Origin of the sequence: Massilia niastensis DSM 21313 (genome assembly GCF_000382345.1) — a bacterium.
Lineage (GTDB): Bacteria > Pseudomonadota > Gammaproteobacteria > Burkholderiales > Burkholderiaceae_D > Telluria > Telluria niastensis.
This window is the reverse complement of sequence record NZ_KB908121.1, coordinates 1-24,489: the sequence shown is the minus strand read 5'-3', so window position 1 is coordinate 24,489 and position 24,489 is coordinate 1. Positions and strand designations below refer to the sequence as shown.

General features: G+C 63.7%; 38 protein-coding genes and 1 tRNA gene. 9 read left to right on the top strand and 30 right to left on the bottom strand.

The window, feature by feature from the left end; all coding sequences use genetic code 11:
- Nucleotides 1-203: 203 nt before the first annotated feature.
- The 26 genes from rpsK to H162_RS0122110 form a co-directional block, all read right to left on the bottom strand.
- On the bottom strand, nt 204-608 hold the full coding sequence (gene rpsK, locus H162_RS0122230) for a 30S ribosomal protein S11 (protein ID WP_005663404.1): 405 nt from the start codon (nt 606-608) through the stop codon (nt 204-206).
- A 14-nt stretch (nt 609-622) separates the two neighbouring features.
- Complete coding sequence (gene rpsM, locus H162_RS0122225) at nt 623-988, bottom strand: 30S ribosomal protein S13 (RefSeq protein ID WP_020655696.1); 366 nt, start codon at nt 986-988, stop codon at nt 623-625.
- A gap of 16 nt (nt 989-1,004) precedes the next feature.
- The gene (rpmJ, locus tag H162_RS33455) at nt 1,005-1,118 is read right to left on the bottom strand and encodes a 50S ribosomal protein L36 (RefSeq protein ID WP_005663407.1); all 114 of its coding nucleotides are present in this window, start codon (nt 1,116-1,118) and stop codon (nt 1,005-1,007) included.
- 37 nt (nt 1,119-1,155) lie between these two features.
- Complete coding sequence (infA, locus tag H162_RS0122220) at nt 1,156-1,374, bottom strand: translation initiation factor IF-1 (RefSeq protein WP_005663428.1); 219 nt, start codon at nt 1,372-1,374, stop codon at nt 1,156-1,158.
- A 20-nt stretch (nt 1,375-1,394) separates the two neighbouring features.
- Nucleotides 1,395-2,729: a preprotein translocase subunit SecY gene (gene secY, locus H162_RS0122215; protein ID WP_026354945.1), complete on the bottom strand. Its 1,335-nt coding sequence runs from the start codon at nt 2,727-2,729 to the stop codon at nt 1,395-1,397.
- A gap of 28 nt (nt 2,730-2,757) precedes the next feature.
- Nucleotides 2,758-3,189: a 50S ribosomal protein L15 gene (gene rplO / locus H162_RS0122210; protein ID WP_020655694.1), complete on the bottom strand. Its 432-nt coding sequence runs from the start codon at nt 3,187-3,189 to the stop codon at nt 2,758-2,760.
- Between the two features lie 26 nt (nt 3,190-3,215).
- Nucleotides 3,216-3,395, bottom strand: coding sequence for a 50S ribosomal protein L30 (gene rpmD / locus H162_RS0122205; RefSeq protein ID WP_020655693.1), 180 nt, complete (start codon nt 3,393-3,395; stop codon nt 3,216-3,218).
- Between the two features lie 11 nt (nt 3,396-3,406).
- A complete protein-coding gene (gene rpsE, locus H162_RS0122200; RefSeq protein WP_026354944.1) occupies nt 3,407-3,925 on the bottom strand; it encodes a 30S ribosomal protein S5 in 519 nt (172 codons plus the stop codon).
- Between the two features lie 12 nt (nt 3,926-3,937).
- Nucleotides 3,938-4,300 (bottom strand): 50S ribosomal protein L18, encoded by a 363-nt coding sequence (gene rplR, locus H162_RS0122195; protein ID WP_020655691.1) that lies wholly within the window; start codon nt 4,298-4,300, stop codon nt 3,938-3,940.
- 12 nt (nt 4,301-4,312) lie between these two features.
- Nucleotides 4,313-4,846, bottom strand: a complete 534-nt coding sequence (gene rplF / locus H162_RS0122190; RefSeq protein WP_026354943.1) for a 50S ribosomal protein L6 — start codon at nt 4,844-4,846, stop codon at nt 4,313-4,315.
- A gap of 10 nt (nt 4,847-4,856) precedes the next feature.
- Nucleotides 4,857-5,252, bottom strand: a complete 396-nt coding sequence (gene rpsH / locus H162_RS0122185) for a 30S ribosomal protein S8 (RefSeq protein ID WP_020655689.1) — start codon at nt 5,250-5,252, stop codon at nt 4,857-4,859.
- Between the two features lie 14 nt (nt 5,253-5,266).
- On the bottom strand, nt 5,267-5,572 hold the full coding sequence (gene rpsN, locus H162_RS0122180) for a 30S ribosomal protein S14 (protein ID WP_020655688.1): 306 nt from the start codon (nt 5,570-5,572) through the stop codon (nt 5,267-5,269).
- 4 nt (nt 5,573-5,576) lie between these two features.
- Nucleotides 5,577-6,116, bottom strand: coding sequence for a 50S ribosomal protein L5 (rplE, locus tag H162_RS0122175; protein ID WP_020655687.1), 540 nt, complete (start codon nt 6,114-6,116; stop codon nt 5,577-5,579).
- Between the two features lie 5 nt (nt 6,117-6,121).
- Nucleotides 6,122-6,436, bottom strand: coding sequence for a 50S ribosomal protein L24 (gene rplX, locus H162_RS0122170; RefSeq protein ID WP_020655686.1), 315 nt, complete (start codon nt 6,434-6,436; stop codon nt 6,122-6,124).
- A gap of 9 nt (nt 6,437-6,445) precedes the next feature.
- Entirely contained in the window at nt 6,446-6,814 is a 369-nt protein-coding gene (rplN, locus tag H162_RS0122165) for a 50S ribosomal protein L14 (RefSeq protein ID WP_020655685.1), read from the bottom strand.
- Nucleotides 6,815-7,049: 235 nt separating this feature from the next.
- Entirely contained in the window at nt 7,050-7,322 is a 273-nt protein-coding gene (gene rpsQ / locus H162_RS0122160; protein ID WP_020655684.1) for a 30S ribosomal protein S17, read from the bottom strand.
- Nucleotides 7,319-7,510, bottom strand: a complete 192-nt coding sequence (gene rpmC, locus H162_RS0122155; RefSeq protein WP_005663455.1) for a 50S ribosomal protein L29 — start codon at nt 7,508-7,510, stop codon at nt 7,319-7,321. The genes rpsQ and rpmC overlap by 4 nt, the downstream gene beginning before the upstream one ends.
- A gap of 12 nt (nt 7,511-7,522) precedes the next feature.
- The gene (gene rplP / locus H162_RS0122150) at nt 7,523-7,942 is read right to left on the bottom strand and encodes a 50S ribosomal protein L16 (RefSeq protein ID WP_005663456.1); all 420 of its coding nucleotides are present in this window, start codon (nt 7,940-7,942) and stop codon (nt 7,523-7,525) included.
- 2 nt (nt 7,943-7,944) lie between these two features.
- Nucleotides 7,945-8,742 carry a 30S ribosomal protein S3 gene (gene rpsC, locus H162_RS0122145; RefSeq protein WP_020655683.1) on the bottom strand — a complete coding sequence of 266 codons (798 nt, stop codon included), beginning with the start codon at nt 8,740-8,742 and terminating at the stop codon, nt 7,945-7,947.
- Between the two features lie 11 nt (nt 8,743-8,753).
- On the bottom strand, nt 8,754-9,086 hold the full coding sequence (gene rplV / locus H162_RS0122140) for a 50S ribosomal protein L22 (RefSeq protein ID WP_211223736.1): 333 nt from the start codon (nt 9,084-9,086) through the stop codon (nt 8,754-8,756).
- Nucleotides 9,083-9,358: a 30S ribosomal protein S19 gene (gene rpsS / locus H162_RS0122135; protein WP_026354942.1), complete on the bottom strand. Its 276-nt coding sequence runs from the start codon at nt 9,356-9,358 to the stop codon at nt 9,083-9,085. Before rpsS ends, rplV begins: the two co-directional genes overlap by 4 nt.
- A gap of 10 nt (nt 9,359-9,368) precedes the next feature.
- On the bottom strand, nt 9,369-10,196 hold the full coding sequence (gene rplB, locus H162_RS0122130) for a 50S ribosomal protein L2 (RefSeq protein WP_026354941.1): 828 nt from the start codon (nt 10,194-10,196) through the stop codon (nt 9,369-9,371).
- Entirely contained in the window at nt 10,196-10,513 is a 318-nt protein-coding gene (rplW, locus tag H162_RS0122125) for a 50S ribosomal protein L23 (RefSeq protein WP_020655679.1), read from the bottom strand. The genes rplB and rplW overlap by 1 nt, the downstream gene beginning before the upstream one ends.
- Nucleotides 10,510-11,130 carry a 50S ribosomal protein L4 gene (gene rplD / locus H162_RS0122120; RefSeq protein WP_020655678.1) on the bottom strand — a complete coding sequence of 207 codons (621 nt, stop codon included), beginning with the start codon at nt 11,128-11,130 and terminating at the stop codon, nt 10,510-10,512. The genes rplW and rplD overlap by 4 nt, the downstream gene beginning before the upstream one ends.
- 3 nt (nt 11,131-11,133) lie before the next feature.
- On the bottom strand, nt 11,134-11,790 hold the full coding sequence (gene rplC / locus H162_RS0122115; protein ID WP_020655677.1) for a 50S ribosomal protein L3: 657 nt from the start codon (nt 11,788-11,790) through the stop codon (nt 11,134-11,136).
- A gap of 267 nt (nt 11,791-12,057) precedes the next feature.
- Nucleotides 12,058-12,134: transfer RNA gene (locus H162_RS0122110), tRNA-Val, on the bottom strand.
- A gap of 312 nt (nt 12,135-12,446) precedes the next feature.
- Here H162_RS0122110 and H162_RS0122105 point away from each other — a divergent pair.
- Nucleotides 12,447-13,553, top strand: coding sequence for a mechanosensitive ion channel family protein (locus H162_RS0122105; RefSeq protein WP_020655676.1), 1,107 nt, complete (start codon nt 12,447-12,449; stop codon nt 13,551-13,553).
- Here H162_RS0122105 and H162_RS31575 read toward each other — a convergent pair.
- Complete coding sequence (locus H162_RS31575; RefSeq protein ID WP_229452190.1) at nt 13,550-14,581, bottom strand: LacI family DNA-binding transcriptional regulator; 1,032 nt, start codon at nt 14,579-14,581, stop codon at nt 13,550-13,552. The two genes, H162_RS0122105 and H162_RS31575, sit on opposite strands and share 4 nt — an antisense overlap.
- 187 nt (nt 14,582-14,768) lie before the next feature.
- On the opposite strand from H162_RS31575, the gene H162_RS0122095 reads away from it, so the two are divergent.
- The 7 genes from H162_RS0122095 to H162_RS0122065 are packed head-to-tail and all read left to right on the top strand — an operon-like array spanning nt 14,769 to nt 21,555.
- On the top strand, nt 14,769-15,344 hold the full coding sequence (locus tag H162_RS0122095; protein ID WP_020655674.1) for a TerD family protein: 576 nt from the start codon (nt 14,769-14,771) through the stop codon (nt 15,342-15,344).
- A 56-nt stretch (nt 15,345-15,400) separates the two neighbouring features.
- Nucleotides 15,401-16,420: an ATP-grasp domain-containing protein gene (locus H162_RS0122090; protein WP_020655673.1), complete on the top strand. Its 1,020-nt coding sequence runs from the start codon at nt 15,401-15,403 to the stop codon at nt 16,418-16,420.
- Nucleotides 16,417-17,601 (top strand): phosphoribosyltransferase domain-containing protein, encoded by a 1,185-nt coding sequence (locus tag H162_RS0122085; RefSeq protein ID WP_020655672.1) that lies wholly within the window; start codon nt 16,417-16,419, stop codon nt 17,599-17,601. Before H162_RS0122090 ends, H162_RS0122085 begins: the two co-directional genes overlap by 4 nt.
- Complete coding sequence (locus H162_RS0122080; protein ID WP_020655671.1) at nt 17,579-18,331, top strand: HAD family hydrolase; 753 nt, start codon at nt 17,579-17,581, stop codon at nt 18,329-18,331. Before H162_RS0122085 ends, H162_RS0122080 begins: the two co-directional genes overlap by 23 nt.
- A complete protein-coding gene (locus tag H162_RS0122075; RefSeq protein WP_020655670.1) occupies nt 18,328-19,413 on the top strand; it encodes a cysteine protease StiP family protein in 1,086 nt (361 codons plus the stop codon). The genes H162_RS0122080 and H162_RS0122075 overlap by 4 nt, the downstream gene beginning before the upstream one ends.
- Complete coding sequence (locus H162_RS0122070) at nt 19,406-20,311, top strand: HpcH/HpaI aldolase/citrate lyase family protein (RefSeq protein WP_020655669.1); 906 nt, start codon at nt 19,406-19,408, stop codon at nt 20,309-20,311. The genes H162_RS0122075 and H162_RS0122070 overlap by 8 nt, the downstream gene beginning before the upstream one ends.
- Nucleotides 20,308-21,555: a TerD family protein gene (locus H162_RS0122065; protein WP_020655668.1), complete on the top strand. Its 1,248-nt coding sequence runs from the start codon at nt 20,308-20,310 to the stop codon at nt 21,553-21,555. Before H162_RS0122070 ends, H162_RS0122065 begins: the two co-directional genes overlap by 4 nt.
- 17 nt (nt 21,556-21,572) lie before the next feature.
- On the opposite strand, the gene H162_RS0122060 is transcribed toward H162_RS0122065, so the two are convergent.
- Nucleotides 21,573-22,481, bottom strand: coding sequence for a hypothetical protein (locus H162_RS0122060; RefSeq protein ID WP_020655667.1), 909 nt, complete (start codon nt 22,479-22,481; stop codon nt 21,573-21,575).
- A gap of 172 nt (nt 22,482-22,653) precedes the next feature.
- On the opposite strand from H162_RS0122060, the gene H162_RS0122050 reads away from it, so the two are divergent.
- A complete protein-coding gene (locus H162_RS0122050; protein WP_156885749.1) occupies nt 22,654-23,091 on the top strand; it encodes a hypothetical protein in 438 nt (145 codons plus the stop codon).
- A gap of 107 nt (nt 23,092-23,198) precedes the next feature.
- On the opposite strand, the gene rpsJ is transcribed toward H162_RS0122050, so the two are convergent.
- Both rpsJ and H162_RS0122040 read right to left on the bottom strand, forming a co-directional pair.
- Nucleotides 23,199-23,516: a 30S ribosomal protein S10 gene (rpsJ, locus tag H162_RS0122045; RefSeq protein WP_005663509.1), complete on the bottom strand. Its 318-nt coding sequence runs from the start codon at nt 23,514-23,516 to the stop codon at nt 23,199-23,201.
- Nucleotides 23,517-23,703: 187 nt separating this feature from the next.
- On the bottom strand, nt 23,704-24,489 hold a 786-nt coding region (locus tag H162_RS0122040; protein ID WP_020655664.1), incomplete at its 5' end, for an elongation factor Tu.

The window sequence follows — 24,489 nt, the reverse complement described above, 5'->3', positions numbered from 1 at the left end:
GAGACCGGACGTGGCTTAAACAAAAGCCCGCCATGGAAATGGCAGGCGACAAGAGCCGGGCAGTATACCCCATTTCGGGGAACTGCACCGGCAATCTCTTGAAACACGACGGAGCTGAGCTCGTCGCGTTGGCGCGTCGCCACAGTCGGCGGCAGAGTCCAGCCCTCGCTTCCGAGGCCTGTCCCCTGCCCGCCAGGACCGTATTAGATACGACGACGCTTCGGCGGACGGCAGCCGTTGTGCGGAACCGGGGTCACGTCCTGGATTTCGGTGATCTTGATGCCCAGGTTGTTCAGAGCACGCACAGCCGACTCGCGGCCCGGGCCTGGGCCCTTGATACGCACTTCCAGGTTCTTCACGCCCGATTCCTGCGCGACTTTGCCAGCAGCTTCAGCAGCAACCTGCGCTGCGAACGGGGTCGACTTGCGCGAGCCCTTGAAGCCGGCGCCGCCGGAGGTTGCCCACGACAGGGCATTGCCCTGACGGTCGGTGATCGTGATGATCGTGTTGTTGAAGGACGCGTGCACGTGAGCGATGCCCTCGGCGACGTTCTTCTTGACTTTCTTGCGCACGCGAGCTGCTGCTGCGCTGCTTTGTTGCTTAGCCATGGTCGGTTCCTAGATTATTTCTTGAGCGATTGAGCGGCCTTGCGCGGACCTTTGCGGGTACGAGCATTGGTACGGGTACGCTGACCGCGGACCGGCAGGCCCTTGCGGTGACGCATGCCGCGGTAGCAACCCAGGTCCATCAGACGCTTGATGTTCATGGACAGTTCGCGGCGCAGGTCGCCTTCCACGACAAACTTCGCAACTTCGTCGCGCAGCTTCTCGAGTTCGTTATCGTCCAGGTCCTTAACCTTTTTGTTGGTCGGGATACCGGTTGCGTCGCAGATTTTCTGCGAACGCGGACGGCCAACACCGTAGATCGCCGTCAGGCCGATAACAGTGTGCTGATGATTTGGGATGTTAACCCCTGCAATACGTGCCATTCGTTATTCCTCGAAATTAACCTTGACGCTGCTTGTGACGCGGCTCGACGCAGATCACACGGACCACGCCCTTGCGCTTGATGATCTTGCAGTTGCGGCAGATCCGCTTGACTGAAGCGTTAACTTTCATTTTGCACTCTCTTCGGTTCGTTTACTTTGATGATTTTTTACTTGGTGCGGAACACAATGCGGGCCCGGGACAAATCGTACGGAGTCAACTCCACCGTTACCTTGTCGCCCGGGAGAATGCGGATGTAATTCATCCGCATTTTACCCGAGATATGCCCCAGCACCACGTGCCCGTTTTCCAGCTTTACGCGAAATGTCGCATTCGGGAGATTCTCGAGGATCTCCCCTTGCATTTGGATGACGTCGTCTTTTGCCATTCGGTCTATGCACTCCCCGCTTATCGCGTCGGAATTCCGCCCTTGAAGTTTGCCTTGCGCAGCAGCGAATCATATTGCTGCGACATGACGTAGTTCTGCACTTGTGCCATGAAGTCCATCGTCACCACCACGATGATCAGGAGCGACGTGCCGCCAAAGTAGAAAGGAACTTTCCACTGCGACTGCATGAACTCCGGCACCAGGCACACCAGGGTGATATAGACTGCACCGGCCAGGGTCAGGCGCATCAGGATCTTGTCGATATAGCGTGCAGTCTGCTCGCCCGGACGAATGCCCGGAACAAACGCACCGCTCTTCTTCAAGTTGTCCGCCGTCTCCTTGCTGTTAAATACCAGCGCGGTGTAGAAGAAGCAGAAAAACACGATCGCCACCGCATACAGCAACGCGTGGATCGGTTCGCCTGGTCCAAGCGATGCGGCCAGATCCTTCAGGAACCCGATGACGGGGCTGTTGGTATCCTTGCCACGCGTGAACCAGTCGACGATCGTTGCCGGGAACAGGATGATCGACGAAGCGAAGATCGGCGGGATCACGCCAGCCATGTTCAACTTCAGCGGCAGGTGGCTGGTCTGGCCACCGTAGATCTTGTTACCGACCTGGCGTTTGGCGTAGTTGACCAGGATCTTGCGCTGGCCGCGTTCAACGAACACGACTGCGTAGGTCACTGCCGCCACCAGGACCACGATCAGGATCGCGGCGAAGCTGCTGATCGAACCGTTCGACACCAGGGTGAACAGGCCACCGAGCGCCGAGGGCAGACCGGCTGCGATACCGGCGAAGATGATGATCGAGATGCCGTTGCCAAGACCACGCTCGGTGATCTGCTCGCCCAGCCACATGAGGAACATGGTGCCGGTCAGGAGGGTCGTCACGGTAACGAAGCGGAAGCCCATGCCCGGATCGAGCACGAGTCCCGGCTGCGCCTCGAGCGCGACCGCGATACCGAACGCCTGGAACAAGGCCAGTGCAACCGTGAAGTAACGGGTGTACTGGGTGATCTTGCGGCGGCCCGATTCGCCTTCCTTCTTCAGCGCCTCCAGTTGCGGCGAGACCATCGATGCGAGCTGCATAATGATCGAAGCCGAAATGTAGGGCATGATGCCGAGCGCGAACACGGTAAAGCGGGACAGGGCGCCGCCCGAGAACATGTTGAACATGCCCAGGATGCCGCCCTCGTTCTGCTTGAACAGTGCTGCCAGCTGCACCGGGTCAATCCCGGGGACCGGGATATGAGCACCGATGCGGTATACGACCAATGCGCCAAGCAAAAACCACAGCCGACCCCAGGGGAAGCCGGACGCGGCGCTTTTACCAAGTTGTGAATTAGTCGCCAATTTTTGCTCCGATCAGGCAGCGGTCGCTTTACGCGACCGAGCCGCCAGCTGCTTCGATCGCCGCTTTCGCGCCGGCGGTCACTTTCAGGCCCTTGAGAGTCACCGCTTTGGTGACTTCGCCGGACAGGATGACGCGGACGTCACGTGCCAGGACCGGCAGGATACCTGCCTGCTTGAGCACCAGGATGTCGATTTCGCCGACAGCCAGGTTGTTCAGGTCCGACAGGCGCACTTCAGCCTTGAACGTAGCGTTCAGCGACTTGAAGCCACGCTTCGGCAGACGGCGCTGCAGCGGCATCTGGCCGCCTTCGAAACCGACCTTGTGGAAGCCGCCCGAACGCGACTTCTGACCTTTGTGACCGCGACCGGCGGTCTTGCCCAGGCCGGAGCCGATACCGCGGCCGACGCGGCGCTTGTAGTGCTTGGCGCCGTCAGCTGGTTGAATGGTATTGAGTTCCATTGATTTCTCCGTTCGCAAGCCGAGGCTTACGAGACAACTTTAACGAGGTACGCGACTTTGTTGATCATGCCACGCACGGACGGGGTGTCCTGCAGCTCGGAAACCGAGTTGACACGACGCAGACCCAGGCCGCGCACGGTGGCACGGTGATCCTGACGGGTACCGATCAGGCCCTTGACGAGCTGAACTTTGACAGTGTTTGCCATGTTTGTTCCCCTTAACCCAGGATGTCTTCAACCGACTTGCCGCGCTTGGCAGCGATGTCAGCCGGAGTGCTCATTTTTGCCAGACCGTCGAGGGTCGCACGAACCAGGTTGTACGGGTTCGAGGAGCCGGTCGACTTGGCGACCACGTCGGTCACGCCCATGACTTCGAAGATTGCGCGCATTGCGCCACCTGCGATCACGCCGGTACCAGGCTTGGCCGGCGACATCATCACGCGCGAGGCGCCGTGGCGGCCGGTCACGGTGTGGTGCAGGGTGCCGTTCTTGAGCGGGACCTTGATCAGGTTGCGGCGGGCTTCTTCCATCGCTTTTTGCACGCCGACAGGAACTTCCTTCGACTTGCCTTTGCCCATGCCGATGCGGCCATCGCCGTCACCGACAACGGTCAGCGCTGCAAAACCCATGATACGACCACCCTTGACCACCTTGGTCACGCGGTTGATCGCGATCATTTTCTCGCGCATGCCATCATCCGGCTTGTCGCTTGCCATTTTCGCTTGCATTTTTGCCATGACGATTCTTCCTTAGAACTTCAGACCGGCTTCACGCGCGGCTTCCGCCAGCGCCTTCACACGGCCGTGGTAACGGAAACCCGAGCGGTCGAACGCAACTTCGGTGATTCCTGCTTTCAGTGCCTTCTCGGCGACGCGCTTGCCAACCAGGGCAGCCGCGGCAGCGTTGCCGCCGCCGCCGGTCTTGCCGGCCAGTTCGGCGCGCACTTCCGCTTCCAGCGTCGAAGCCGACACCAGCACCTTTGCGTCCGGGCTGATCAGGTTCGCATAGATGTGCAGGTTGGTGCGGTGAACCGACAGACGGTTCACGCCCAGCTGGGCGATCTTGATGCGGGTTTGACGTCCGCGACGCAGACGCGATTCTTTCTTGTCCATCGTCAGCTCCGATTATTTCTTCTTGGTTTCTTTAAGCTTCACCACTTCGTCCGCATAGCGGACACCCTTGCCCTTGTAAGGCTCAGGCGAGCGGTAAGCGCGCACTTCAGCAGCCACCTGGCCGACCTTCTGGCGATCGATACCCTTGATCAGGATTTCGGTCGGGGTCGGGGTGGTTGCAGTGACGCCTTCCGGCATCGCGTGCAGCACCGGGTGCGAGAAGCCCAGCGACAGGTTCAGGGCGTTGCCCTGCACAGCTGCCTTGTAGCCCACGCCGACCAGGTTCAGCTTCTTCTCGAAGCCCTTGGTCACGCCGGTCACCATGTTGTTGACCAGGGCGCGCAGGGTGCCCGACATGGCGTTCGATTCACGCGAATCGTCCACCACGTCGAAGGTCAGCGTGCCGTTGTTGTTTTCTACTTTGACCAGGCCGTTCAGGGCCTGGGTCAGGGTGCCCAGCGGGCCCTTGACGGTGATCGACGACGCGTTGATCGCGACATCGGTACCGGCCGGGACGGCGATTGGCATCTTAGCTACTCGAGACATCGTCTACTCCTTAAGCCACGTAGCAAATCACTTCGCCACCGACACCGGTAGCACGTGCTTTGCGGTCGGTCATCACGCCCTTCGGGGTCGAGACGATTGCCACGCCGAGGCCATTCATGACCGACGGGATTTCATCCTTGCCCTTGTAGATGCGCAGGCCAGGACGGGACACGCGCTCGAGGCGCTCGATGACCGGACGGCCGGTGTAATACTTCAAACCGATTTTCAGTTCCGACTTGCCACCATCGGTGGACACGGCGAAATCTTCAATGTAACCCTCGTCCTTCAGGACGTTGGCAATTGCAACCTTGACTTTGGACGACGGCATTGCAACCGTGGTCTTCTGGACGCCTTGGGCGTTGCGAATGCGGGTCAGCATATCGGCGATAGGATCGCTCATACTCATTGCTTGTTCTCCTATTACCAGCTAGCTTTGGTCATACCCGGGATTTCGCCTTTCATGGCGAATTCGCGGAGTTTGGTGCGGGCCAGACCGAATTTACGGAAAGTTCCACGTGGACGGCCGGTGATGGCGCAGCGGTTACGCTGGCGGGTCGGGGCCGAGTTGCGCGGCAGAGCCTGCAGCTTCAGGCGCGCTTCGTAACGTTCTTCTTCCGACTTCGATTGGTCGTCGATGATCGCTTTCAGAGCGGCACGCTTTGCGGCGAATTTCTCCACCAGGTCTGCACGCTTCTGTTCGCGGTTAATCAGTGCAAGTTTTGCCATGCTCTTAGTTCCTGAACGGGAATTTGAAGGCGGCGAGCAGCGCTTTGGCTTCTTCGTCGCTCTTAGCGGTGGTGGTGATCGAGATGTTCATGCCACGCAGCGCATCGATCTTGTCGTAATCGATTTCCGGGAAGATGATCTGCTCTTTGACGCCGATGTTGTAGTTGCCACGACCATCGAACGAACGGCCATTCACGCCACGGAAGTCACGCACGCGCGGCAGGGCCACGGTGATGAAACGGTCCAGGAATTCGTACATGCGGGCGCCGCGCAGGGTCACCATCGTGCCGATCGGGTAGCCTTCGCGGATCTTGAAACCTGCGATTGCCTTGCGAGCCTTGGTCACGACCGGCTTCTGGCCGGCGATCTTGGTCAGGTCGCCAGTTGCGTGCTCGATGATCTTCTTGTCAGCGACGGCTTCCGAGAGACCCATGTTCAGGGTGATCTTGGTCAGGCGCGGCACTTCCATCACCGATTTGTAACCGAATTTCTCGGTCAGCTCGGCGACGACTTTTTCTTTGTAAATCTGTTGGAGACGGGCCATTGTTCTTACCCCTTCACTACTTCGCCGTTCGACTTGAAGACGCGGACTTTTTTACCGTCCACATCCTTGAAGCCCACGCGGTCTGCTTTGCCGGTCGCTGCGTTAAACAGAGCGACGTTCGACACGTGAATCGGCATAGTCTTGTCGACGATACCACCAGTAACACCGGTCATCGGGTTCGGCTTGGTCGCCTTCTTGGCAACGTTAACGCCTTCGACGATGACGTGTTCAGCGTCAACACGCTGCTGAACGACGCCACGCTTGCCCTTGTCTTTCCCGGCCAGAACGATGACTTCGTCGTTTTTACGAATCTTATCCATTGCGACTCCTTACAGAACTTCAGGTGCCAGGGACACGATCTTCATGAACTTCTCAGTCCGCAGTTCGCGGGTGACAGGTCCAAAGATACGGGTACCGATCGGCTCCAGCTTGTTGTTCAGCAGGACAGCGGCGTTGCCGTCGAACTTCACCAGGGAGCCGTCTTGGCGGCGCACACCCTTGGCGGTACGCACAACCACAGCGTTGTAAATTTCACCTTTTTTGACACGGCCACGAGGCGCCGCGACTTTGACGGTGACTTTGATGACGTCGCCAATGCTCGCATAACGGCGCTTGGAGCCGCCCAATACCTTAATGCACAGTACTTCTTTCGCACCGGTATTGTCGGCTACTTCGAGCCGGCTTTCAGTTTGAATCATAGTATTTTCTTTCCCAACTTAAGCCGAAGAAACCCCACGGAAACCGTGGGCCTGCGGTCAGTCTTGGTCCCGCCGGCACGCCCCTGCTGGAGCATGACGATTGGGTGATTGGACTTTCCAATAACTTTCGTTACAGGCCGCAGTTACCGAGGGGGACAAACTGCGGCAACACATGAACGAAGCCCGCTAGTATCACACAATACCAGCGGGCCACGCAAGACAAATTTTTTGAGACTTACAGTACCTGTGCTACCTGCACAACACGGGTCACGGTCCACGCCTTCGTCTTCGAGATCGGACGACCTTCCGCGATCTCGACCGTGTCGCCGGTCTTGGCCTGGTTGGTCTCGTCGTGCGCGTGATACTTGTTCGAGCGCACGATGATCTTGCCGTACAGCGGGTGCTTGACGTGACGCTCGATCAGCACGGTCACCGTCTTGTCCATTTTGTCGGACACGACTTTGCCGACCAGCGTACGCTTCAGCGCCGTTTTAGTGGTGTCGTTCATTTGGCTTCCTTCTGGTTCATCACAGTCTTCACACGCGCGATATCGCGACGTACTTTCTTGAGCTGCGCGGTGTTACCGAGCTGCTGGGTAGCGACTTGCATGCGCAGGCCGAACTGGGCCTTCAGCAGCTCGTTCAGCTCCTTCTGCAGCGCTTCCTGGTCCTTGCCGCGGAGTTCCGATGCTTTCATATTCAACTCCTGTTATTGGCCGACCTGGCGCACCACGAAGGTGGTTGCCAGTGGCAGTTTGGCAGCGGCCAGGCGGAACGCTTCGCGCGCCAGTTCTTCAGCGACGCCGTCCATCTCGTACAGGACTTTGCCTGGCTGGATTTCAGCGACGTAGTACTCCGGGTTACCCTTACCGTTACCCATACGGACTTCAGCCGGCTTGTTCGAAATCGGCTTGTCCGGGAAGATACGGATCCAGATACGGCCGCCACGCTTGATGTGACGGGTCATCGCACGACGGGCTGCTTCGATCTGGCGTGCGGTGATACGGCCGCGGGCAACTGCCTTCAGACCGAATTCGCCGAACGACACAGCGGTGCCGCGGGTGTGCGAAATGCCGGTGTTACGGCCCTTCTGCTCTTTACGATACTTTCTGCGGGATGGCTGCAGCATGCTTATTCTCCTGCTTTCTCAGCTGCGGCCGGCTTGGCAGCGCGGCGACCGGCTGGAGCGGTTCCTGGTTTGGCGCCTGGGCGCGGACGGCCGCCCGGCTTGCCATCATCGCGGCGCGGGCCGCGTGGCTTCTTCTCGTCGGCCGGGACGTCGATCACAGGTGCTTCGCCCGTTGGGGAGCGGTCGCCCTTGTAGACCCAGACCTTGACGCCGATGATGCCGTAGGTGGTCGAAGCTTCGCTGGTGCCGTAGTCGATATCGGCGCGCAGGGTGTGCAGAGGCACACGGCCTTCACGGTACCATTCGGTACGTGCGATTTCGATGCCGTTCAGGCGGCCCGACGACATGATCTTGATGCCGACAGCGCCCAGGCGCATTGCGTTCTGCATGGCGCGCTTCATCGCGCGGCGGAACATGATGCGCTTTTCGAGCTGCTGCGAGATCGAGTCGGCGATCAGCTGCGAGTCGATTTCCGGCTTGCGGATCTCTTCGATATTGACGTGCACAGGCACGCCCATGATCTTGGTCAGCGACGACTTCAGCACTTCGATGTCTTCGCCCTTCTTGCCGATCACGACGCCCGGACGCGAGCTGTAGATCGTGAAGCGTGCGTTCTTGGCAGGACGCTCGATGACGATGCGGCCGACCGAAGCGTTCTTCAGCTTCTTTTTCAGGAAGGCGCGCGCTTCCAGGTCTTCCTTCAGCATCTCGGCGAAGTTGCCGTTGCCAGCGTACCAGCGCGATGCCCAGTTACGGGTGACCGCCAGGCGGAAGCCGGTTGGGTGGATTTTCTGACCCATCGTATGACCCCTTAGTTACCGACAGTCACGAAGATGTGACAGGATTGTTTCGAAATGCGATCGCCGCGGCCTTTGGCACGTGCCGTAAAGCGCTTGAGGATCGGGCCCTTTTCAACGTAGATCTGGGTGACCTTCAGCTCGTCGATGTCGGCGCCATCATTGTGCTCGGCGTTCGCGATTGCGGACTCCAGAACCTTCTTGATGATGGTCGCGCCCTTCTTCGGGCTGAACTGCAGAATGTTGAGTGCTGCGTCAACTTTCTTGCCACGGATCAGGTCCGCCACCAGGCGGCCCTTTTGTTCCGACAGGCGCACGCCTTTGAGGATAGCTTTAGTTTCCATTATTTTTTCGCCTTCTTGTCAGCGGCGTGGCCCTTGAACGTACGGGTCAGCGCGAATTCGCCGAGCTTGTGGCCGACCATGTTCTCCGACACATACACCGGCACGTGCAGCTTGCCGTTGTGGACAGCGATCGTCAGACCGATGAAGTCCGGAGTGATCGTCGAGCGGCGCGACCAGGTTTTGACTGGCTTCTTGTCTTTGGTCGCTTGCGCGGCTTCGACTTTTTTCACCAGGTGGGCGTCAATGAACGGCCCTTTTTTCAATGAACGAGTCATGTGTTATCCCTTATTTCTTGCCGCGGCGCGAGACGATCATCGACGAAGTGCGCTTGTTCGAACGCGTCTTCTTGCCCTTGGTCTGCTGGCCCCATGGCGACACCGGATGACGACCGGCTGCCGTACGACCTTCACCACCACCGTGCGGGTGGTCGATCGGGTTCATGACGACACCGCGGACGGTCGGACGCACACCGCGCCAACGCATCGCACCGGCTTTACCGATCTTGCGCAGGCTGTGCTCGGCATTGCCGACTTCACCCACGGTGGCGCGGCACTCGATGTGCACGCGGCGCACTTCACCCGAGCGCAGGCGAACCTGGGCGTAGGTGCCTTCACGGGCCATCAGCACGACAGCGGCGCCGGCGGTGCGGGCCATCTGTGCGCCTTTACCTGGCAGCATTTCGACGCAGTTCATCACGGTACCGACCGGGATGTTGCGGATCGGCAGGCAGTTACCCGACTTGATCGGTGCTTCCGCGCCGTTCATGACGGTGTCGCCGACAGCCATGCCCTTGGTGGCGATGATGTACTGACGCTCGCCGTCCGCGTAGCACACCAGTGCGATGTGCGCGGTACGGTTCGGGTCGTATTCGATACGCTCGACCTTTGCCGGGATGCCGTCCTTGTTGCGCTTGAAGTCAACCAGGCGGTAGTGATGCTTGTGACCACCGCCGATGTGGCGGGTGGTGATGTGGCCGTTGTTGTTACGGCCAGCAGTCTTCGATTTCTTCTCAACCAGTGCTGCGAACGGACGGCCCTTGAACAGGCCTTCGGTCACAACTTTCACCATGCCGCGACGGCCTGGGGAGGTTGGCTTCATCTTAACGAGTGCCATTATTTAGCCTCCTCGACAAAATTGATTTCCTGGCCAGGCTTCAGGCACACGAAAGCACGCTTGGTGTGGTTGCGACGGCCGGTGAAACGGCCCGAACGCTTTTGCTTGCCTTCGCGGTTCACGGTCTGGACCGATTCCACTTCGACCTTGAACAGCAGTTCGACGGCAGCTTTGATTTCTGGCTTGGTCGCGTCAGGCAGGACCTTGAACACGATCTGCTCGTTCTTTTCCGCGACGAAGGTAGCCTTCTCGGAAATGACCGGAGCCAGCAGCACCTTCATCAGGCGCTCTTCGCTAAATTTGATTGCGGCGCTCATGCGTACAACTCCTCGATCTTGGCCAGAGCAGCTTTCGTGACCAGGACTTTCTTGTAGAACACCAGCGACATCGGGTCAGCATGCTTCGGCTCAACGACCAGCACGTTAGGCAGGTTGCGCGAGGCCAGTTGCAGGTTTTCTTCGATGGTGTCGGTGATGACCAGGACCGATTCCAGGCCCATGCCCTGCAGCTTTTGCGACAGCAGCTTGGTTTTCGGCGCGTCGATCGACAGGCTTTCCACCACGCTCAGGCGGCCTTCGCGGGCCAGCTGCGAGAAGATCGAGCAGATACCTGCGCGATACATCTTCTTGTTGACCTTGTGCGAGAAGTTCTCGTCAGGGCTGTTCGGGAAGATGCGACCACCGCCGCGCCACAGTGGCGACGACGACATACCAGCACGAGCGCGGCCGGTGCCTTTCTGGCGCCATGGCTTCTTGGTGGTGTGGCTGACTTCTTCACGGTCTTTCTGCTTGCGGTTACCGCTACGTGCGTTTGCAGCGTAGGCGACCACGACCTGGTGAATCAGGGCTTCGTTGTACTCACGGCCGAACACGGTGTCGGCGGCGTCAACGTTCGAGCCGGCTTGACCTTGCTCATTCAGAAGCTTCAGTTCCATCGTTTAAGCTCCTTTCTGTGCTTTGGTTTTGACGGCTGGCTTGACGACCACGTGGCCGTTCTTCGCACCAGGCACGGCACCCTTGACCAGCAGCAGCTGGCGCTCGGCGTCGATGCGGGCGATTTCCAGGTTCTGGGTGGTGACAGTGACGTCACCCATGTGACCGGTCATGCGCTTGCCCGGGAACACGCGACCCGGATCCTGCGCCATACCGATCGAACCCGGCACGTTGTGCGAGCGCGAGTTACCGTGGGTCGCACGACCCGACGAGAAGTTGTAACGCTTGATGGTACCGGCGTAGCCTTTACCGATCGAGGTGCCTTGCACGTCGATTTTCTGGCCGACTTCGAACAGGGACACGTTGACGGTGTCACCGGCTTTGAGTTCAGCGGCTTTGGCGGAATCGATGCGGAATTCTTTCAGCACCGTACCGGCTTCGACGCCAGCTTTGGCGTAGTGACCGGCGGCGGCTTTGTTCACGCGGGAAGCGCGACGCTGACCGAACACGACCTGAACAGCGGTATAACCGTCAGTTTCAGGAGTTTTGACTTGCGCAACACGGTTGTTCGACACGTCCAGCACGGTGACAGGGATCGAATCACCGTCATCCGTAAAGATACGCATCATGCCAACCTTGCGACCGAGGAGGCCCAGGCTCATTTTTTCTCCATTCCCACCTACGATTGGGCGGGGGTAGTTGAACTACTAAAAAAGTACGGGCAAAAAAAGACGCGCCCATACCGAAGCCGGCTAGTATAGCGTGCAAACGGCAACGGCGCAACAAGATAATCGGAGGTCAATCCGGCCTGTTGCGTTTTCCGCAGTTCATGGAGAGAGCGAAGAAATCTGACCTGGCTGGTCAGCACAGAAAAGGCACACCTCTGCACCTTTTCTCTGCAAGCCTAAGGGGCTTGCGATATGGAAGTCTGGTGGGCGGTGCAGGATTCGAACCTGCGACCCCTTGGATGTCGACCAAGTATTCTAACCAGCTGAACTAACCGCCCGGGGAGCCGCATTATACGAAGCCCGCTTGGTGTTTTGCAATAGGTTTTTTCATCGCGCAGTATTTTTTCTCGCATCCCCGCTGGCGGCAGCCCGGCAAGGCAATCGTGCGCGGGTTGTCGATGTCGAAATGCAATGCTATTGTACAAATGCATTTCGCGGGCGACGCCCCCGATCGCCAACCATGAACATGGCGCGCCGGAACGAAGGTTTCCCGGCCCGCCCCTCTCTCCCGAGCCCGGCTCCACTGCAGCGCTGGCGGACGAACGTTCCGCCGCCTGGGCGCCGGGCTGACCATATAGAAGGAAATCACGATGAACTACATCATTCTGGGCAACCCGGTGGCCGACTGGCTGGTCGCGCTGGTGGCGGCGCTGGCCGTCGCGCTGGGGCTGGACGCCATCAAGTCGATTGCGGTCCGGCGCCTGGGAGCGCTGGCCGCGCGCACCACCACCCGCCTGGACGATGTCGCCGTGGCCGCCCTGTCGTCGACCAGGCTGGCGGTGCTGGTGATCCTCGGCCTGTATGCCGGCGCCAGCCTGCTGGCGCTGCCGGAGCGGGCGCAGCTGTTCGTGACGCGCGCGGCGATTGCCGCCAGCCTGATCCAGTGCGCGATCTGGGGCGACCGCGCCCTGCGGGCCTGGCTCGCCTGCTACCGCGCGCAACGCGAGGACGATCCGGGCCGCGCCACCTCGTCGGCCGCGATCGGCTTCATCGCGCGGGTGACGCTGTGGGTGGTCGTCATGCTCATGATCCTCGACAACCTCGGCGTCAACATCACGACCCTGGTGGCCAGCCTGGGGATCGGCGGCATCGCGGTCGCGCTGGCGATGCAGAACATCCTCGGCGACCTGTTCGCCTCGCTGTCGATCGTGCTCGACAAGCCCTTCGTGATCGGCGACTTCATCATCGTCGGCGACGCCATGGGAACGGTGGAATATGTGGGCCTGAAGACCACCCGGGTACGCAGCCTGGGAGGCGAACAGATCGTGTTCTCGAACAACGACCTGCTCAAGAGCCGCATCCACAACCTGCGCCGCATGGAAACGCGGCGCGTGGTGTTCCGCTTCGGCGTCAGCCACGACACGCCGGAAGCCGAACTGCGCGCACTGGCCGGGCTGGTCGAGGGCATCGTCACCGCCCAGCCCCAGGTGCGCTTCGACCGCGCCCACTTCTGCGGGCTGAGGGCGCCGTCCTTCGAGTACGAGGTGGTCTACTTCGTCAACAGCCCGGATTACCGCGTGTTCATGGACGTGCAGCAGGAAATCTACCTGGAGCTGGTGGGCATGCTGGCCGCGCGCGGCATCCGCCTGGCGCTGCCGGCCCAGACCGTGCACCTGGCCGAGGCGCGCGCCGTCCAGGCACAGCACCCTGCCGGGAACGACAGCAGGGGCGATGGGGACGAGCGGGAAGCCGCCTAGGTACCGGTTGGCGCGAGCACCTCGTGCTCCTGCGGCCGGCCCGAGGACTGGCGCACCACCAGCCTGCCCGGCAGGCGCTCGCGATGGCGCGGCAGGGAGCCGCCGCCGATGCGGTCGATCAGGAGCGCGGTGAGGCGGCGCCCCATCGCATAGGTCGGCTGGGCCACCGTGGTCAGGCGCGGCATGGCGAAGGCCGCCATGCCGAGGTCGTCGGCGCCGACCACCGACAGCTGGCCGGGCACCGCGACGCCGGCTTCCTGGGCCGCGCACAGCGCCCCCAGCGCCATCAGGTCGTTGCAGGCGAACAGCGCGGTGGGCGGCAGCGCCAGCGCCAGCAGCGCGCGCGCCGCATCGTGCCCGCCTTCGCAGTCCGGCTCGCCGTGCACGAGATGGGCGGGGTCGAGCTGCAGCCCGGCTTCGGCCAGCGCGCGCCGGACGCCGGCCAGGCGTTCCTGCCCCGCCGGCTGGGCCCGGGGCCCGGCGATGCAGGCGATGCGCCGGTGGCCCAGTTCCACCAGGTGGCGGGTGGCCAGGTAGCCGGTCTGCTCGTGATCGAGGCCGATGAAGTCGGTGTCGACGGCGGCGATGTCGTGGTCCGCCAGCACGATCGGCACGCGCTGCGCCGCCAGCAGCGGGGCCAGTTCGTCGCGCGCCGCGCCGGCCACCAGCACCAGGCCGTCGATGCGCTTCTCGATCAGGCTGCGCAGGTGGGCCGCCTGGCGCTGCGGATCCTCGTAGCCGTTGCCCAGCATGATGGTGTAGCCGACCTCGAAGGCGGCATCCTCGATGCCGCGCAGCAGTTCGGCAAAGCCGGGGTTGGTATTGTCGGGAACGGACACGCCGATGGTGCGGGTCTTGTCGTTCTTGAGGCTGCGGGCCACGGCGCTCGGGATGTAGTGCATCTCGTCGATCACGGCCAGCACCCGGGTCCGCACATCCTCGCTCACGGCCCGCGTATTGTTGATCACATGGGACACCGTGGAGGTCGATACCCCGGCGCGCTGCGCCACCTGCTTCATTGTTGCCATCCTGCCTCCTCGAGAGGCATTATTACCTGAATGTTAAAAGTGGGCAACGTGTACACACGAGTTCTCTCGAAGCAATGTGAAATCCCGGTTATGTACAATTGAGCAATAACAGCCTATAGTTGGTGCGATGCGCGCCGTCTGCGGCGACTGCATCGACTCGTTTTAACCCCGATAGAAAGGAGTTCGTATGGCAATCAGTTTGCAAAAAGGCGGGAACGTCAGCCTCAGCAAGGAAGCACCCGGCCTGACCAAGGTCATCATCGGCCTGGGCTGGGATCCGCGCTCCACCGATGGCGCGGCGTTCGACCTGGACGGTAGCGCCTTTCTGCTCAAGAACGACGCCAAGGTTCGTGGCGACACCGACTTCATCTTCTATAACAACCTGAAATCCGGCGATGGCTCGGTCGTCCATGCGGGCGACAACACCACCGGCATGGGCGCGGGCGACGACGAGAAGATCTCGGTCGACCTGGCCGCCGTCCCCGCCGAGATCGACAAGATCTCGTTCTGCGTCACCATCCACGATGCCGACGCGCGGCGCCAGAATTTCGGCATGGTCGGCAAGGCCTACATCCGCTGCCTGAACGCCGCCGGCGAAGCCGAGATCGCACGCTACGACCTGTCCGAGGACAGCTCGACCGAAACCGCGATGATCTTCGGCGAACTGTACCGCCACAACACGGAATGGAAGTTCCGCGCGGTCGGCCAGGGTTTCAATGGCGGCCTCGGGCCGCTGGCGCGTTCGTTCGGCGTCAACGTCTAAGCATTCCGGCCCGCGCCCGGCGCGGGCCTGTCCGGCATCTTCACCTGGAACTCTGCATGCGTGTCTGGTACAACAGGACATTCTCGTCCGTCTACACTGCGATCAAGCTGATTCGCCAAGCCGATACCGAAGGCCGTTTCACCATCGTCCACAGCAACCCCAGCCGCCACGCGCCGGCGGCGCGCCTGGCCCACGAGTTCCATACCGAACCGACGGGCCTGGATCGCGAGGCCTACCTCGACTGGTGCCTGGCCTTCTGCCGCAAGCACGCCATCGACATCTTCGTGCCGGGGCGCGAGGCGACCGCGCTGGCGGGCGAGCATGCGCGCTTCGCCGACATCGGCACGCGGGTGCTGAGCGCGGCAACGGGCTCCACCCTGCAACTGCTGCACGACAAGGCGCGCTTCTACGCCGATACCGAGCTGCCGGAGGCGCCGGTCGCCGAATTCCGCCGCTTCGAGAACCTGGCCGAATTCGACGCGGCCTATGCCGAACTGCGCGCGCGCCATCCGAAGCTGTGCGTGAAACCCTCGCACTCGATCTATGGGCTGGGCTTCGCCATCGTCGACGAGGAGCGCAGCAGCGCCGCCCTGCTCCTGGCCGGCGTCGAATACCACATCGGGCGCGACGACCTGCGCCGCGGCCTGGGTGAACTGGGCCAGTTCCGCACCATGCTGCTGATGGAATACCTGGACGGCCCGGAATACAGCGTCGACTGCGTCGGCGACGAAGGCCGCCTGGTGTCCGCGGTGGTACGCCGCAAGCCGCCGCAGGCCGGCAGCGGGCAGCTGATCGACATGCGCCAGGACATCCTGGACGCGACCGAGCGCCTGACCCGCCGCCACCGCCTCAACGGCGTGTTCAACGTCCAGTTCCGCGAGGGCGGCGGCAGGCCGCGCCTGCTGGAAATCAATCCGCGCATGTCGGGCGGGATCGGCATGGCCTGCGTGGCCGGGCCCAACCTGCCCTGGATCGCGCTGCGCGGCTTCGCCGACGGCTACGGACAGGTGCAGGTGGCCCCGGTGCGCAACGGCATCCGGGTGGCCGAACTGGCCGAAGCGATGGAGCTGGGATGAACGCGCCTTCCACCGCCGCGCTGCTGGCCCGGCGCAGCATCGTCCTCCCCACCGGGACCCTCGACCTCGACCTCGAACGCGGCGCCGAGGAACTGGACGAGCTGCTCGGCTTCGCGGCGCGCGCCAACGCGAAACGCGGCTTCCTGTTCCTGAGCAAGGTGCTGGGCAAGCACTGGCCGGCGCGCCCCAGCGCCATGCTGGAGGTCCACGACCGGCTGGCGGCCACCGTGCCGCCGGCCGAAGGACCGCTGGTCTTCATCGCGATGGCCGAGACCGCGATCGGCCTGGGCCAGGGCGTGTTCGAGGCCTGGCAGCGCCGCCACCCCGGCCACCCCGCCCTGTTCGTGCACACCACGCGCTACCGGGTGGGCAGCGGCCCCCTGATCGAATTCGAGGAAGCGCACAGCCACGCGCCGCGCCAGTTCCTGCACCTGCCGGACGACCCGGCGCTGCGCGCGCTGCTCTTGGGCGCGCGCGCCCTGGTGCTGGTGGACGACGAAGCCAGCACCGGCAATACCTTCGTCAACCTGGCCGCGGCCTGCCGGCGCCTGAATCCCGGGATCCGGCACGTGCACCTGGCCACCATCACCAATTTCATGGGACGCGCCGCGACCGGCGGCCTGGCGCAGCGCTTCGGCATGCCGGTCACCCTGGGCGCGCTGGTCGAGGGCGAATACCGCTTCGCGCCCGGAGCGCACGCCCCGCAGGCCGGCGTGGCCCAGCGTTTCGACCCGGGCGCGGACCGTGGCGCCAGCAGCGCCTTCGGACGGCTCGGGCTCGACGGCCCGGTGCGCACGCCCGAGGCGCTGGCCGAACGGCTGGCCGCCGGCGTCAAGCCGGGCGAGCGCGTGCTGGTGCTGGGCACCGGCGAATTCATGCACGCCTCGACCCTGCTCGGCGCGGCGCTGGAGCGGCGCGGCGTGGCCGCCTGGGTGCAGTCGAGCACCCGCTCGCCGATCCTGACCTGGGGCGCGGTGTCGCACGCGCTCGGCTTCCCCGACAACTACGGCGAAGGCATCGCCAACTTCCTCTACAACGTCGCGCCCGGGCAGTACGACCATGTGTTCGTCTGCCACGAGACCGCGCCGAACGCCGCCCTGCGCGAGCTGGCGGCGCTGTTGGGCGCACGCCTGTTCCACTTCCAGTCCGGAGATCTTGTTGAAGAAGTTCCTGTTCGCTGACCTGGACGACACCCTGTTCCAGACCTTCGAGAAGTGCCGCGGCGCCGACGCGCTCGAAGCCGCCGCCTATTACAAGGACGGCAGCGTGTGCTCGTACACCACGCGCGCCCAGCGCGCCTTCCTGTCCTTCGTCCAGGACGGCATGACCGTGATCCCGACCACGGCGCGCGACCTGGACGGCCTGCGCCGCGTGCACCTGCCGTTCTCCAGCTATGCCGTGATCGACTACGGCGGCGTGGTCCTGGAGCCCGGCGGCGCGGTCGACCGCCCCTGGCTGGAAGACATGCGCACGGCGATGTCGGCCGCCCTGCCCGGCCTGCAGGAGCTGGCGCGCCACATCGACGACCATGGCGCGCGCACCGGCTACGGCGGACGGGCGCGCATGATCGAGGATTACGGCACGCCCTTCTTCCTGGTCGTGAAGGATCCGGACAAGATCGCCAGCCGCCTGGCCCCGCTCGAGGAGGAAGTGGTGCGGCCCTGGATCGAGTCGGGCCGGCGCGACTATTTCATCCATCGCAACGGCAACAACCTGGCGATCCTGCCGACGGCGCTGAACAAGGCGCATGCGGTGGCCCACGTGACGGCGAGGCTGCGCGCCGAGCATGGCGAGATCGTCACCTTCGGGATGGGCGACAGCCGTTCCGACGCGCGCTTCATGGCGGCCTGCGACTACGCGATCGTCCCGCGCGGCACCCAGCTGGCCGGGCTGACCGTGGGGGCGCTATGAACTTCTCGGGCAGCTACCGGCGGGACGACGTGACCTTCCTGCTGCGGCGCCTGCCGATGCACGGCTTCGTCGGCGTGCAGGAGAAGGAAAAGCTGATCCAGAGCGGGCAACGCCACTACAGCCAGATGCTGTCGCCCGAATCGGCTCCCTCGGAACGCTACATGCGGGTGTTCGACGAGGCCTGCCGCGCCAACAATGCGCGCATGGCGCGCGACTGCCTGCGCCTGGCGACCCTGATTGCCCGGCGCAGCCTGCACCGGCTGGCGGTGGTGTCGCTGGCGCGCGGCGGCACCCCGGTCGGGGTGGTGGTCGCGCGCCTGCTGCGCGAGCTGTTCGGGCGCGAGGCCACCCATTACTCGGTCTCGATCGTGCGCGACCGCGGCATCGACCAGGCCGCGCTGCGCCACATCCTCGCCCGCGGCCACCGTCCGGAGTCGCTCGTCTTCGTCGACGGCTGGACCGGGAAAGGCGTGATCGCGCGCGAACTCGCCGCCTCCATCGCCGACTTCAACCGGCGACACCAAGCGGCGCTGGGCGCCGGGCTGCATGTGCTGTCCGACCTCGCCGGCGCGGCCGAGTGCGCGGCCTCGAGCGAGGATTACCTGATCCCGTCGAGCATCCTGAACGCGACGGTGTCGGGGCTGGTCAGCCGCACCGTGATGGACGAGCAGATGGGCGCGGAGGACTTCCATGGCTGCGTCTACTACGAACAGTTCGTCGCGCACGACCGCTCGCAGGCCTTCGTCGACGAGCTGGTGCGGCTCGCCCTGGCCCAGGCGCCGGGCGAGCCCAATGCGCAGGCGGCCGATGCGCGCGCCGCGCGCGTCCGCTCCCAGGCTTACCTGGACGGGGCGATGCGGCGCTACGGCGTCGCCGACATCAACCTTGTCAAGCCGGGCATCGGCGAAGCGACCCGGGTGCTGCTGCGCCGCGTACCGCGCCTGCTGGTGCTGCGCGACGCGCAAGCGCCCGAGGTGGCGCACCTGGCCGTGCTGGCGGAAGAGAAACGTGTGCCGGTCGAGATCGACCCGGCCCTGCCCTACCACGCAGTATCCCTGATCAGGAGTGCATCGGATGGTTAAGACCCTGGGTGCGTCGCTGTACGTGCCGGCCAATCACAAGAACCTGTCCGAGATCGCGGACGGCGACCGGATTCCGCAGGCGCGCTCGCTCATCTTCTGCCTCGAGGATGCGGTGGCGGACCGCGACCTGAGCTGGGCATTGTTCAACCTGTCGGTGGTGCTGGCGAACATGCGGCGCGAAGTGGAGACGCAGCGCTTCGTGCGGGTGCGCAGCCCCGAAGTGCTGGCGCGGGTGCTGGCCATGCCCGGCGCGGAGCATCTCGACGGCTTCGTGCTGCCGAAGATCACGCGGCAACACTTCGAGACCTACTTCCGCCTGGTGCGCGACACCGACCACGTCCTGATGCCGACCCTGGAGACGGCCGAGGTGTTCGACGACGCCGAGATGCGCCTGCTGCGCGCCGCGCTCGAAGCGCCCGGCGTGCGCCACCGGATCCTGGCGCTGCGCATCGGCGGCAACGACCTGCTGGCCCTGCTCGGACTGCGCCGTCCGCGCGGCATGACGATCTACCGCACCCCGCTCGGCCCCGTCATCGCGCGCCTGGTGACCACCTTCCGCCCGTATGGCTTCATGCTGACGGCGCCGGTGTTCGAATACCTCGACCTGCCCGAGCTGCTCGACCAGGAGGTAACCGAGGACCTGGCCTACGGCATGGTCGGCAAGACCGCGATCCACCCGACCCAGATCGCGTCGATCGAGCAGCACTACCAGGTGCGGCCGCAGGACCTGGCGGTGGCGCAGGCGATCCTGGACGAATCCAGCCCGGCCGTGTTCCGCATGAACGATGCCATGTGCGAAGTCGCGACGCACCGGGCCTGGGCGGAACGGATGGTCGAGCAGTCGCGCCTGTTCGGCGACGCCGGACGCAAACCATCGATGGAAGGAGAACCCACATGAATGTCTTCTCGCGCGGCCAGAAGGGCAAGCTGTCGGACCTCGGCTGCGGCAACGCCTTCGACGTCACCCTCGACATCCGGGCGCCCGGCCTGTCGGTCGACGTCTCGTGCTTCGGGCTCGATGCCTCGGACAAGCTGTCGGACGAGCGCTACATGGTGTTCTATAACCAGTTGAGCAGCCCGGGCGACGCGGTCCGGCTCGACCTGTCCGCTTCGCCGCGCTTCGCGGTCAAGCTCGACCAGCTGCCCCCAAGCATCGCCAGGCTGGTCTTCGTGGCGACGCTCGACGGCGCGCAGACCATGCGCGCGCTGGGCGACAGCGCGCTCACGCTGGGCAATGTCGTGCGCTTCGCCTGGAGCGGTCGCGATTTCGGCGACGAGAAAGCCGTGATCCTCGCCGAACTGTATCGCCGCGACGGCCAATGGCGCTTCGGCGCCGTCGGCCAGGGATTCAACGGCGGGCTGTCGGCGCTGCTGGCGCATTTCGGCGGCACCGAGGCGGCGCCGGCCGCGGCGTCCACGCCTGCGCCGGCCTCCACGCCCACACCCGCGCCCTCAGCGGCGCCGGCGCGGGTCTCGCTGTCCAAGGTGACGCTCGAGAAGCGCGGCGACAAGGTCTCGCTCGACAAGCGCGCCGGCGGCGGCGGCTTCGGGCGCATCCACGTGAACCTGAACTGGAACCAGTCCGCGCTGGCGCCGCCGCCGCCACCCTCGAAGCCGGGCTTTTTCGAACGCCTGACCGGCGCCACCGGCCGCAAGGGACGCGGCGGCATCGATCTCGACCTGGGATGCATGTTCGAGCTGGCCGATGGCCGGCGCGGGCTGGTGCAGGCGCTCGGCAATGCCTGGGGCGATTTCGACCGCGATCCCTTCATCAAGCTCGATGCGGACGACCGCACCGGCTCCGCCTCGGGTGGCGAGAACCTGTGGATCAACGGCGAACGCTTCGACCGGATCCGGCGCGCGCTGATCTTCTCGTTCATCTACGAGGGCGTGCCCAACTGGGCGGCGACCGACGGCGTGGTGACGATCGCGGCGCCGGACCAGGCGCCCATCGAAGTGCGGCTGGATGGCGGCGGCAACCAGATGATGTGCGCCATCGCCCTGATCGAGAATCGTGGCGGCAGCATGCAGGTGACCAAGCTGGCGGAGTATTTCCAGCAGCAGGGCATGACCAGTGCGCATGAGATGATGGACCGGCACTTCGGGTTCGGGCTGCGCTGGAAGACCGGCAGCAAGGGTTGATTCCGCCTCCGCCTGCGCTACCGCTGGCGCAGGCGCGCAGCCAGCAGCTCCGGCCGATCCAGGTACAGGAATACATAGCGCGGCGCCTGCCTGCGCACCTGATGGTGCAGGATCTCCACCTGCGCATCGGCCTTGAGCACCAGCACGCAGTTCGGCTTGTCGAACGGCGACACCAGCGTGGTCTCGGCGCTGCCGACGCCACGGCGGCGGCGCCAGACCCGCAGCGTGTCGTTCACCGCTTCGTAGCCTTCGATCGCCGCCAGCGGCAGCACGCCCGAGGTCCTCGCCCCGACCTGCAGGTCGAGCGCATCCTCCGTCAGCACATGCCGCCCCGCCCCGACATGCCAGCGGTCGCCCAGCACCCACACCAGCGCATACACGGCCGACGCGGCGCCGGCCGCATGGACGATGGCCAGCCTGCCGGCGTCCTTGACGAACAGGTTCACCAGCATCGCATGCACCGGCAGCTCGAGCAGCACACTGACGAGGACCCCGGCGGCCGCGGCGCCGTACGCGCCGCGCTCCAGGTAGGTCAGGGCGACGCCGTCCGGACGGGGCGCCGGCGCCTGGCGGCGAAGGCGGCGCAGGCAGCCTGTCCACATCAGGCGGTCGAGCTTGGCGAAGCCGGGCAGTCCGGGCGGCAGCAGTGCGGTGAGGTGCGCGTGCCACGGCTTGCGCGCGGCGCGGGCGGCGCGCAGCCGCTGCCATGCATCGGGCGCGTGGGCGAGGTCCTTGGCGGCCAGCAGGATCAGGACGATGGCGAAACCTGCACCGCGAATGAATGGCTTCATCGATGCGGGAGCGAGCAGCATCGCGATGGCGCTGCAAGAGAATGCGGCAAACGCATAGGCGCCAAGGTCCGGCCAGGACATGGCGCGCAGCTTGGCAGCGACATGGGAGAGGGAAAGGAAAAGGCGTTGCTGCATCGTTCGGCCCTGGTCCATGATTGCAATAGACCAATTAGACCATGCGTTTCCCGCCTGGACAACGCGGGCTGGCGTCGATTTCCATGCGGTGGGCATGAAATGCGCGTGCCGCTTCCACAAGGACGCGCGGGAGGGCTAGAGTCGGGGAAAGCCATGCATTCACGCCTATCCCATGAGACCACCGATCCGATTTCCGCGCGCCGTGATGCCTGTGCTGGTGGCAGTGATCGCGCTCCTGTCCGTGCCGGCGGACGCTCGGGCAGCGCCTGCCGACAGGTCGGGCGCGCCCTCCTCCGCCCCGCTGGCGGCGCATGTCCCGGTGGCCGATGCGCTGGAATCCGGCCCCTTGCAGGCGGGCGGGCCCAGACTCGATATCGAAGGCATGCGCCGCTCGGTGCGCGGCATGCCGCTCGAGGAAGCAGCGCAAAGCCGCGCCACGGCAGCCATGTCCGGCAGCGCGGACGCCGGCCGGGAACGCTTCCGGGAGAAGTTCGATTCCGGCAAACGCCGCGACTGCCTGACCGCATTCCAGGGCCTGGGCCTGCTGGCGCTGGTCGCCATGCCGCTGGCAAGCCTGCTGGACAAGAAGGACCACGGCTGCAAATGGTAAGCGCAGCCCTTGATTGAAGGCCGCGTAAACGGCAAAGGCCGGGTCATCCGCGATGCGAATGCCCGGCCTTCGGACACCGGAGGAAGTCCTCCGGCGCCAAGACGGTATTACTGCAGCTTGATTTCGACGTCGACGCCAGCCGGCAGGTCCAGCTTCATCAGTGCGTCAACGGTCTTGTCGGTCGGGTCCACGATGTCCATCAGACGCTGGTGCGTACGGATTTCGAACTGGTCGCGCGAGGTCTTGTTCACGTGCGGGGAACGCAGCACGTCGAAACGCTGGATACGGGTCGGCAGCGGGACCGGGCCCTTGACAACCGCGCCGGTGCGCTTGGCGGTGTCGACGATTTCCAGAGCGGACTGGTCGATCAGCTTGTAGTCGAACGCTTTCAGGCGGATGCGGATTTTCTGGTTCGGAGCGGACATGCTATTTCCTTTAAAAGAACGTTCCGGCGTATGCCGGCAATGTGTAAAAGGTGCTTCGGTACTACTCAAGAGGCGGGAGTATATCACCCTTCCTACTTAAACAGATGGGGACAGACCAAAAAGTCTGTCCCCATCCGTTGGGTGGAAGAGACGTCCCGGAGGACGCCCTTCCGATCTCACCTGGTAATTAGGCGATGATCTTGGCAACCACGCCGGCGCCGACGGTACGGCCGCCTTCACGGATTGCGAAACGCAGGCCTTCTTCCATCGCGATCGGGTTGATCAGCTTGACGGTGATCGACACGTTGTCGCCTGGCATGACCATTTCCTTGTCCGCCGGCAGCTCGATCGAGCCAGTCACGTCGGTGGTACGGAAGTAGAACTGCGGACGGTAGTTGTTGAAGAACGGGGTGTGACGACCACCTTCGTCCTTCGACAGCACGTAGATCTCGCCGGTGAAGTGGCTGTGCGGCTTGATCGAGCCCGGCTTGGCCAGGACCTGGCCACGCTGGACGTCTTCACGCTTGGTGCCGCGCAGCAGCAGACCGACGTTGTCGCCTGCCTGACCCTGGTCCAGCAGCTTGCGGAACATCTCCACGCCGGTGCAGGTGGTCTTCACGGTGTCGACGATACCGACGATCTCGATTTCTTCGCCGACCTTGATCACGCCACGCTCGACACGGCCGGTCACGACGGTGCCGCGGCCCGAGATCGAGAACACGTCTTCCACCGGCATCAGGAAGGCGCCGTCAACGGCACGTTCCGGGGTCGGGATGTAGGTGTCCAGGGCTTCTGCCAGGCGCACGATGCACTCTTCGCCCATTTCGCCCGGCTGGCCTTCCAGCGCCATACGTGCCGAACCCTTGATGATCGGCAGGTCGTCGCCTGGGAACTCGTACTTCGACAGGAGTTCGCGGACTTCCATTTCGACCAGTTCCAGCAGTTCTGCGTCGTCGACCAGGTCGCACTTGTT

Bases quoted from the DNA above. Each gene is read 5' to 3' on its own strand.
- H162_RS0122060 (WP_020655667.1), bottom strand. From the start codon at position 22,481: ATGCAGCAACGCCTTTTCCTTTCCCTCTCCCATGTCGCTGCCAAGCTG.
- H162_RS0122105 (WP_020655676.1), top strand. From the start codon at position 12,447: ATGAACTACATCATTCTGGGCAACCCGGTGGCCGACTGGCTGGTCGCG.
- H162_RS0122050 (WP_156885749.1), top strand. From the start codon at position 22,654: ATGAGACCACCGATCCGATTTCCGCGCGCCGTGATGCCTGTGCTGGTG.
- H162_RS0122070 (WP_020655669.1), top strand. From the start codon at position 19,406: ATGGTTAAGACCCTGGGTGCGTCGCTGTACGTGCCGGCCAATCACAAG.
- rplO (WP_020655694.1), bottom strand. From the start codon at position 3,189: ATGGAACTCAATACCATTCAACCAGCTGACGGCGCCAAGCACTACAAG.
- rplR (WP_020655691.1), bottom strand. From the start codon at position 4,300: ATGGACAAGAAAGAATCGCGTCTGCGTCGCGGACGTCAAACCCGCATC.
- rplD (WP_020655678.1), bottom strand. From the start codon at position 11,130: ATGGAACTGAAGCTTCTGAATGAGCAAGGTCAAGCCGGCTCGAACGTT.
- rplB (WP_026354941.1), bottom strand. From the start codon at position 10,196: ATGGCACTCGTTAAGATGAAGCCAACCTCCCCAGGCCGTCGCGGCATG.
- H162_RS0122090 (WP_020655673.1), top strand. From the start codon at position 15,401: ATGCGTGTCTGGTACAACAGGACATTCTCGTCCGTCTACACTGCGATC.
- rpsQ (WP_020655684.1), bottom strand. From the start codon at position 7,322: ATGAACGACACCACTAAAACGGCGCTGAAGCGTACGCTGGTCGGCAAA.
- rplX (WP_020655686.1), bottom strand. From the start codon at position 6,436: ATGGATAAGATTCGTAAAAACGACGAAGTCATCGTTCTGGCCGGGAAA.
- rpsJ (WP_005663509.1), bottom strand. From the start codon at position 23,516: ATGTCCGCTCCGAACCAGAAAATCCGCATCCGCCTGAAAGCGTTCGAC.
- rpsK (WP_005663404.1), bottom strand. From the start codon at position 608: ATGGCTAAGCAACAAAGCAGCGCAGCAGCAGCTCGCGTGCGCAAGAAA.
- rplP (WP_005663456.1), bottom strand. From the start codon at position 7,942: ATGCTGCAGCCATCCCGCAGAAAGTATCGTAAAGAGCAGAAGGGCCGT.
- rpmD (WP_020655693.1), bottom strand. From the start codon at position 3,395: ATGGCAAACACTGTCAAAGTTCAGCTCGTCAAGGGCCTGATCGGTACC.
- rpmC (WP_005663455.1), bottom strand. From the start codon at position 7,510: ATGAAAGCATCGGAACTCCGCGGCAAGGACCAGGAAGCGCTGCAGAAG.
- rpmJ (WP_005663407.1), bottom strand. From the start codon at position 1,118: ATGAAAGTTAACGCTTCAGTCAAGCGGATCTGCCGCAACTGCAAGATC.
- rplN (WP_020655685.1), bottom strand. From the start codon at position 6,814: ATGATTCAAACTGAAAGCCGGCTCGAAGTAGCCGACAATACCGGTGCG.
- rplF (WP_026354943.1), bottom strand. From the start codon at position 4,846: ATGTCTCGAGTAGCTAAGATGCCAATCGCCGTCCCGGCCGGTACCGAT.
- rplW (WP_020655679.1), bottom strand. From the start codon at position 10,513: ATGAGCGCCGCAATCAAATTTAGCGAAGAGCGCCTGATGAAGGTGCTG.
- rpsE (WP_026354944.1), bottom strand. From the start codon at position 3,925: ATGGCAAAAATGCAAGCGAAAATGGCAAGCGACAAGCCGGATGATGGC.
- rplE (WP_020655687.1), bottom strand. From the start codon at position 6,116: ATGGCCCGTCTCCAACAGATTTACAAAGAAAAAGTCGTCGCCGAGCTG.
- rpsH (WP_020655689.1), bottom strand. From the start codon at position 5,252: ATGAGTATGAGCGATCCTATCGCCGATATGCTGACCCGCATTCGCAAC.
- H162_RS0122085 (WP_020655672.1), top strand. From the start codon at position 16,417: ATGAACGCGCCTTCCACCGCCGCGCTGCTGGCCCGGCGCAGCATCGTC.
- rpsM (WP_020655696.1), bottom strand. From the start codon at position 988: ATGGCACGTATTGCAGGGGTTAACATCCCAAATCATCAGCACACTGTT.
- rplC (WP_020655677.1), bottom strand. From the start codon at position 11,790: ATGAGCCTGGGCCTCCTCGGTCGCAAGGTTGGCATGATGCGTATCTTT.
- rpsS (WP_026354942.1), bottom strand. From the start codon at position 9,358: ATGACTCGTTCATTGAAAAAAGGGCCGTTCATTGACGCCCACCTGGTG.
- H162_RS31575 (WP_229452190.1), bottom strand. From the start codon at position 14,581: ATGGCAACAATGAAGCAGGTGGCGCAGCGCGCCGGGGTATCGACCTCC.
- H162_RS0122065 (WP_020655668.1), top strand. From the start codon at position 20,308: ATGAATGTCTTCTCGCGCGGCCAGAAGGGCAAGCTGTCGGACCTCGGC.
- infA (WP_005663428.1), bottom strand. From the start codon at position 1,374: ATGGCAAAAGACGACGTCATCCAAATGCAAGGGGAGATCCTCGAGAAT.
- rpsC (WP_020655683.1), bottom strand. From the start codon at position 8,742: ATGGGTCAGAAAATCCACCCAACCGGCTTCCGCCTGGCGGTCACCCGT.
- H162_RS0122075 (WP_020655670.1), top strand. From the start codon at position 18,328: ATGAACTTCTCGGGCAGCTACCGGCGGGACGACGTGACCTTCCTGCTG.
- rpsN (WP_020655688.1), bottom strand. From the start codon at position 5,572: ATGGCAAAACTTGCACTGATTAACCGCGAACAGAAGCGTGCAGACCTG.
- H162_RS0122095 (WP_020655674.1), top strand. From the start codon at position 14,769: ATGGCAATCAGTTTGCAAAAAGGCGGGAACGTCAGCCTCAGCAAGGAA.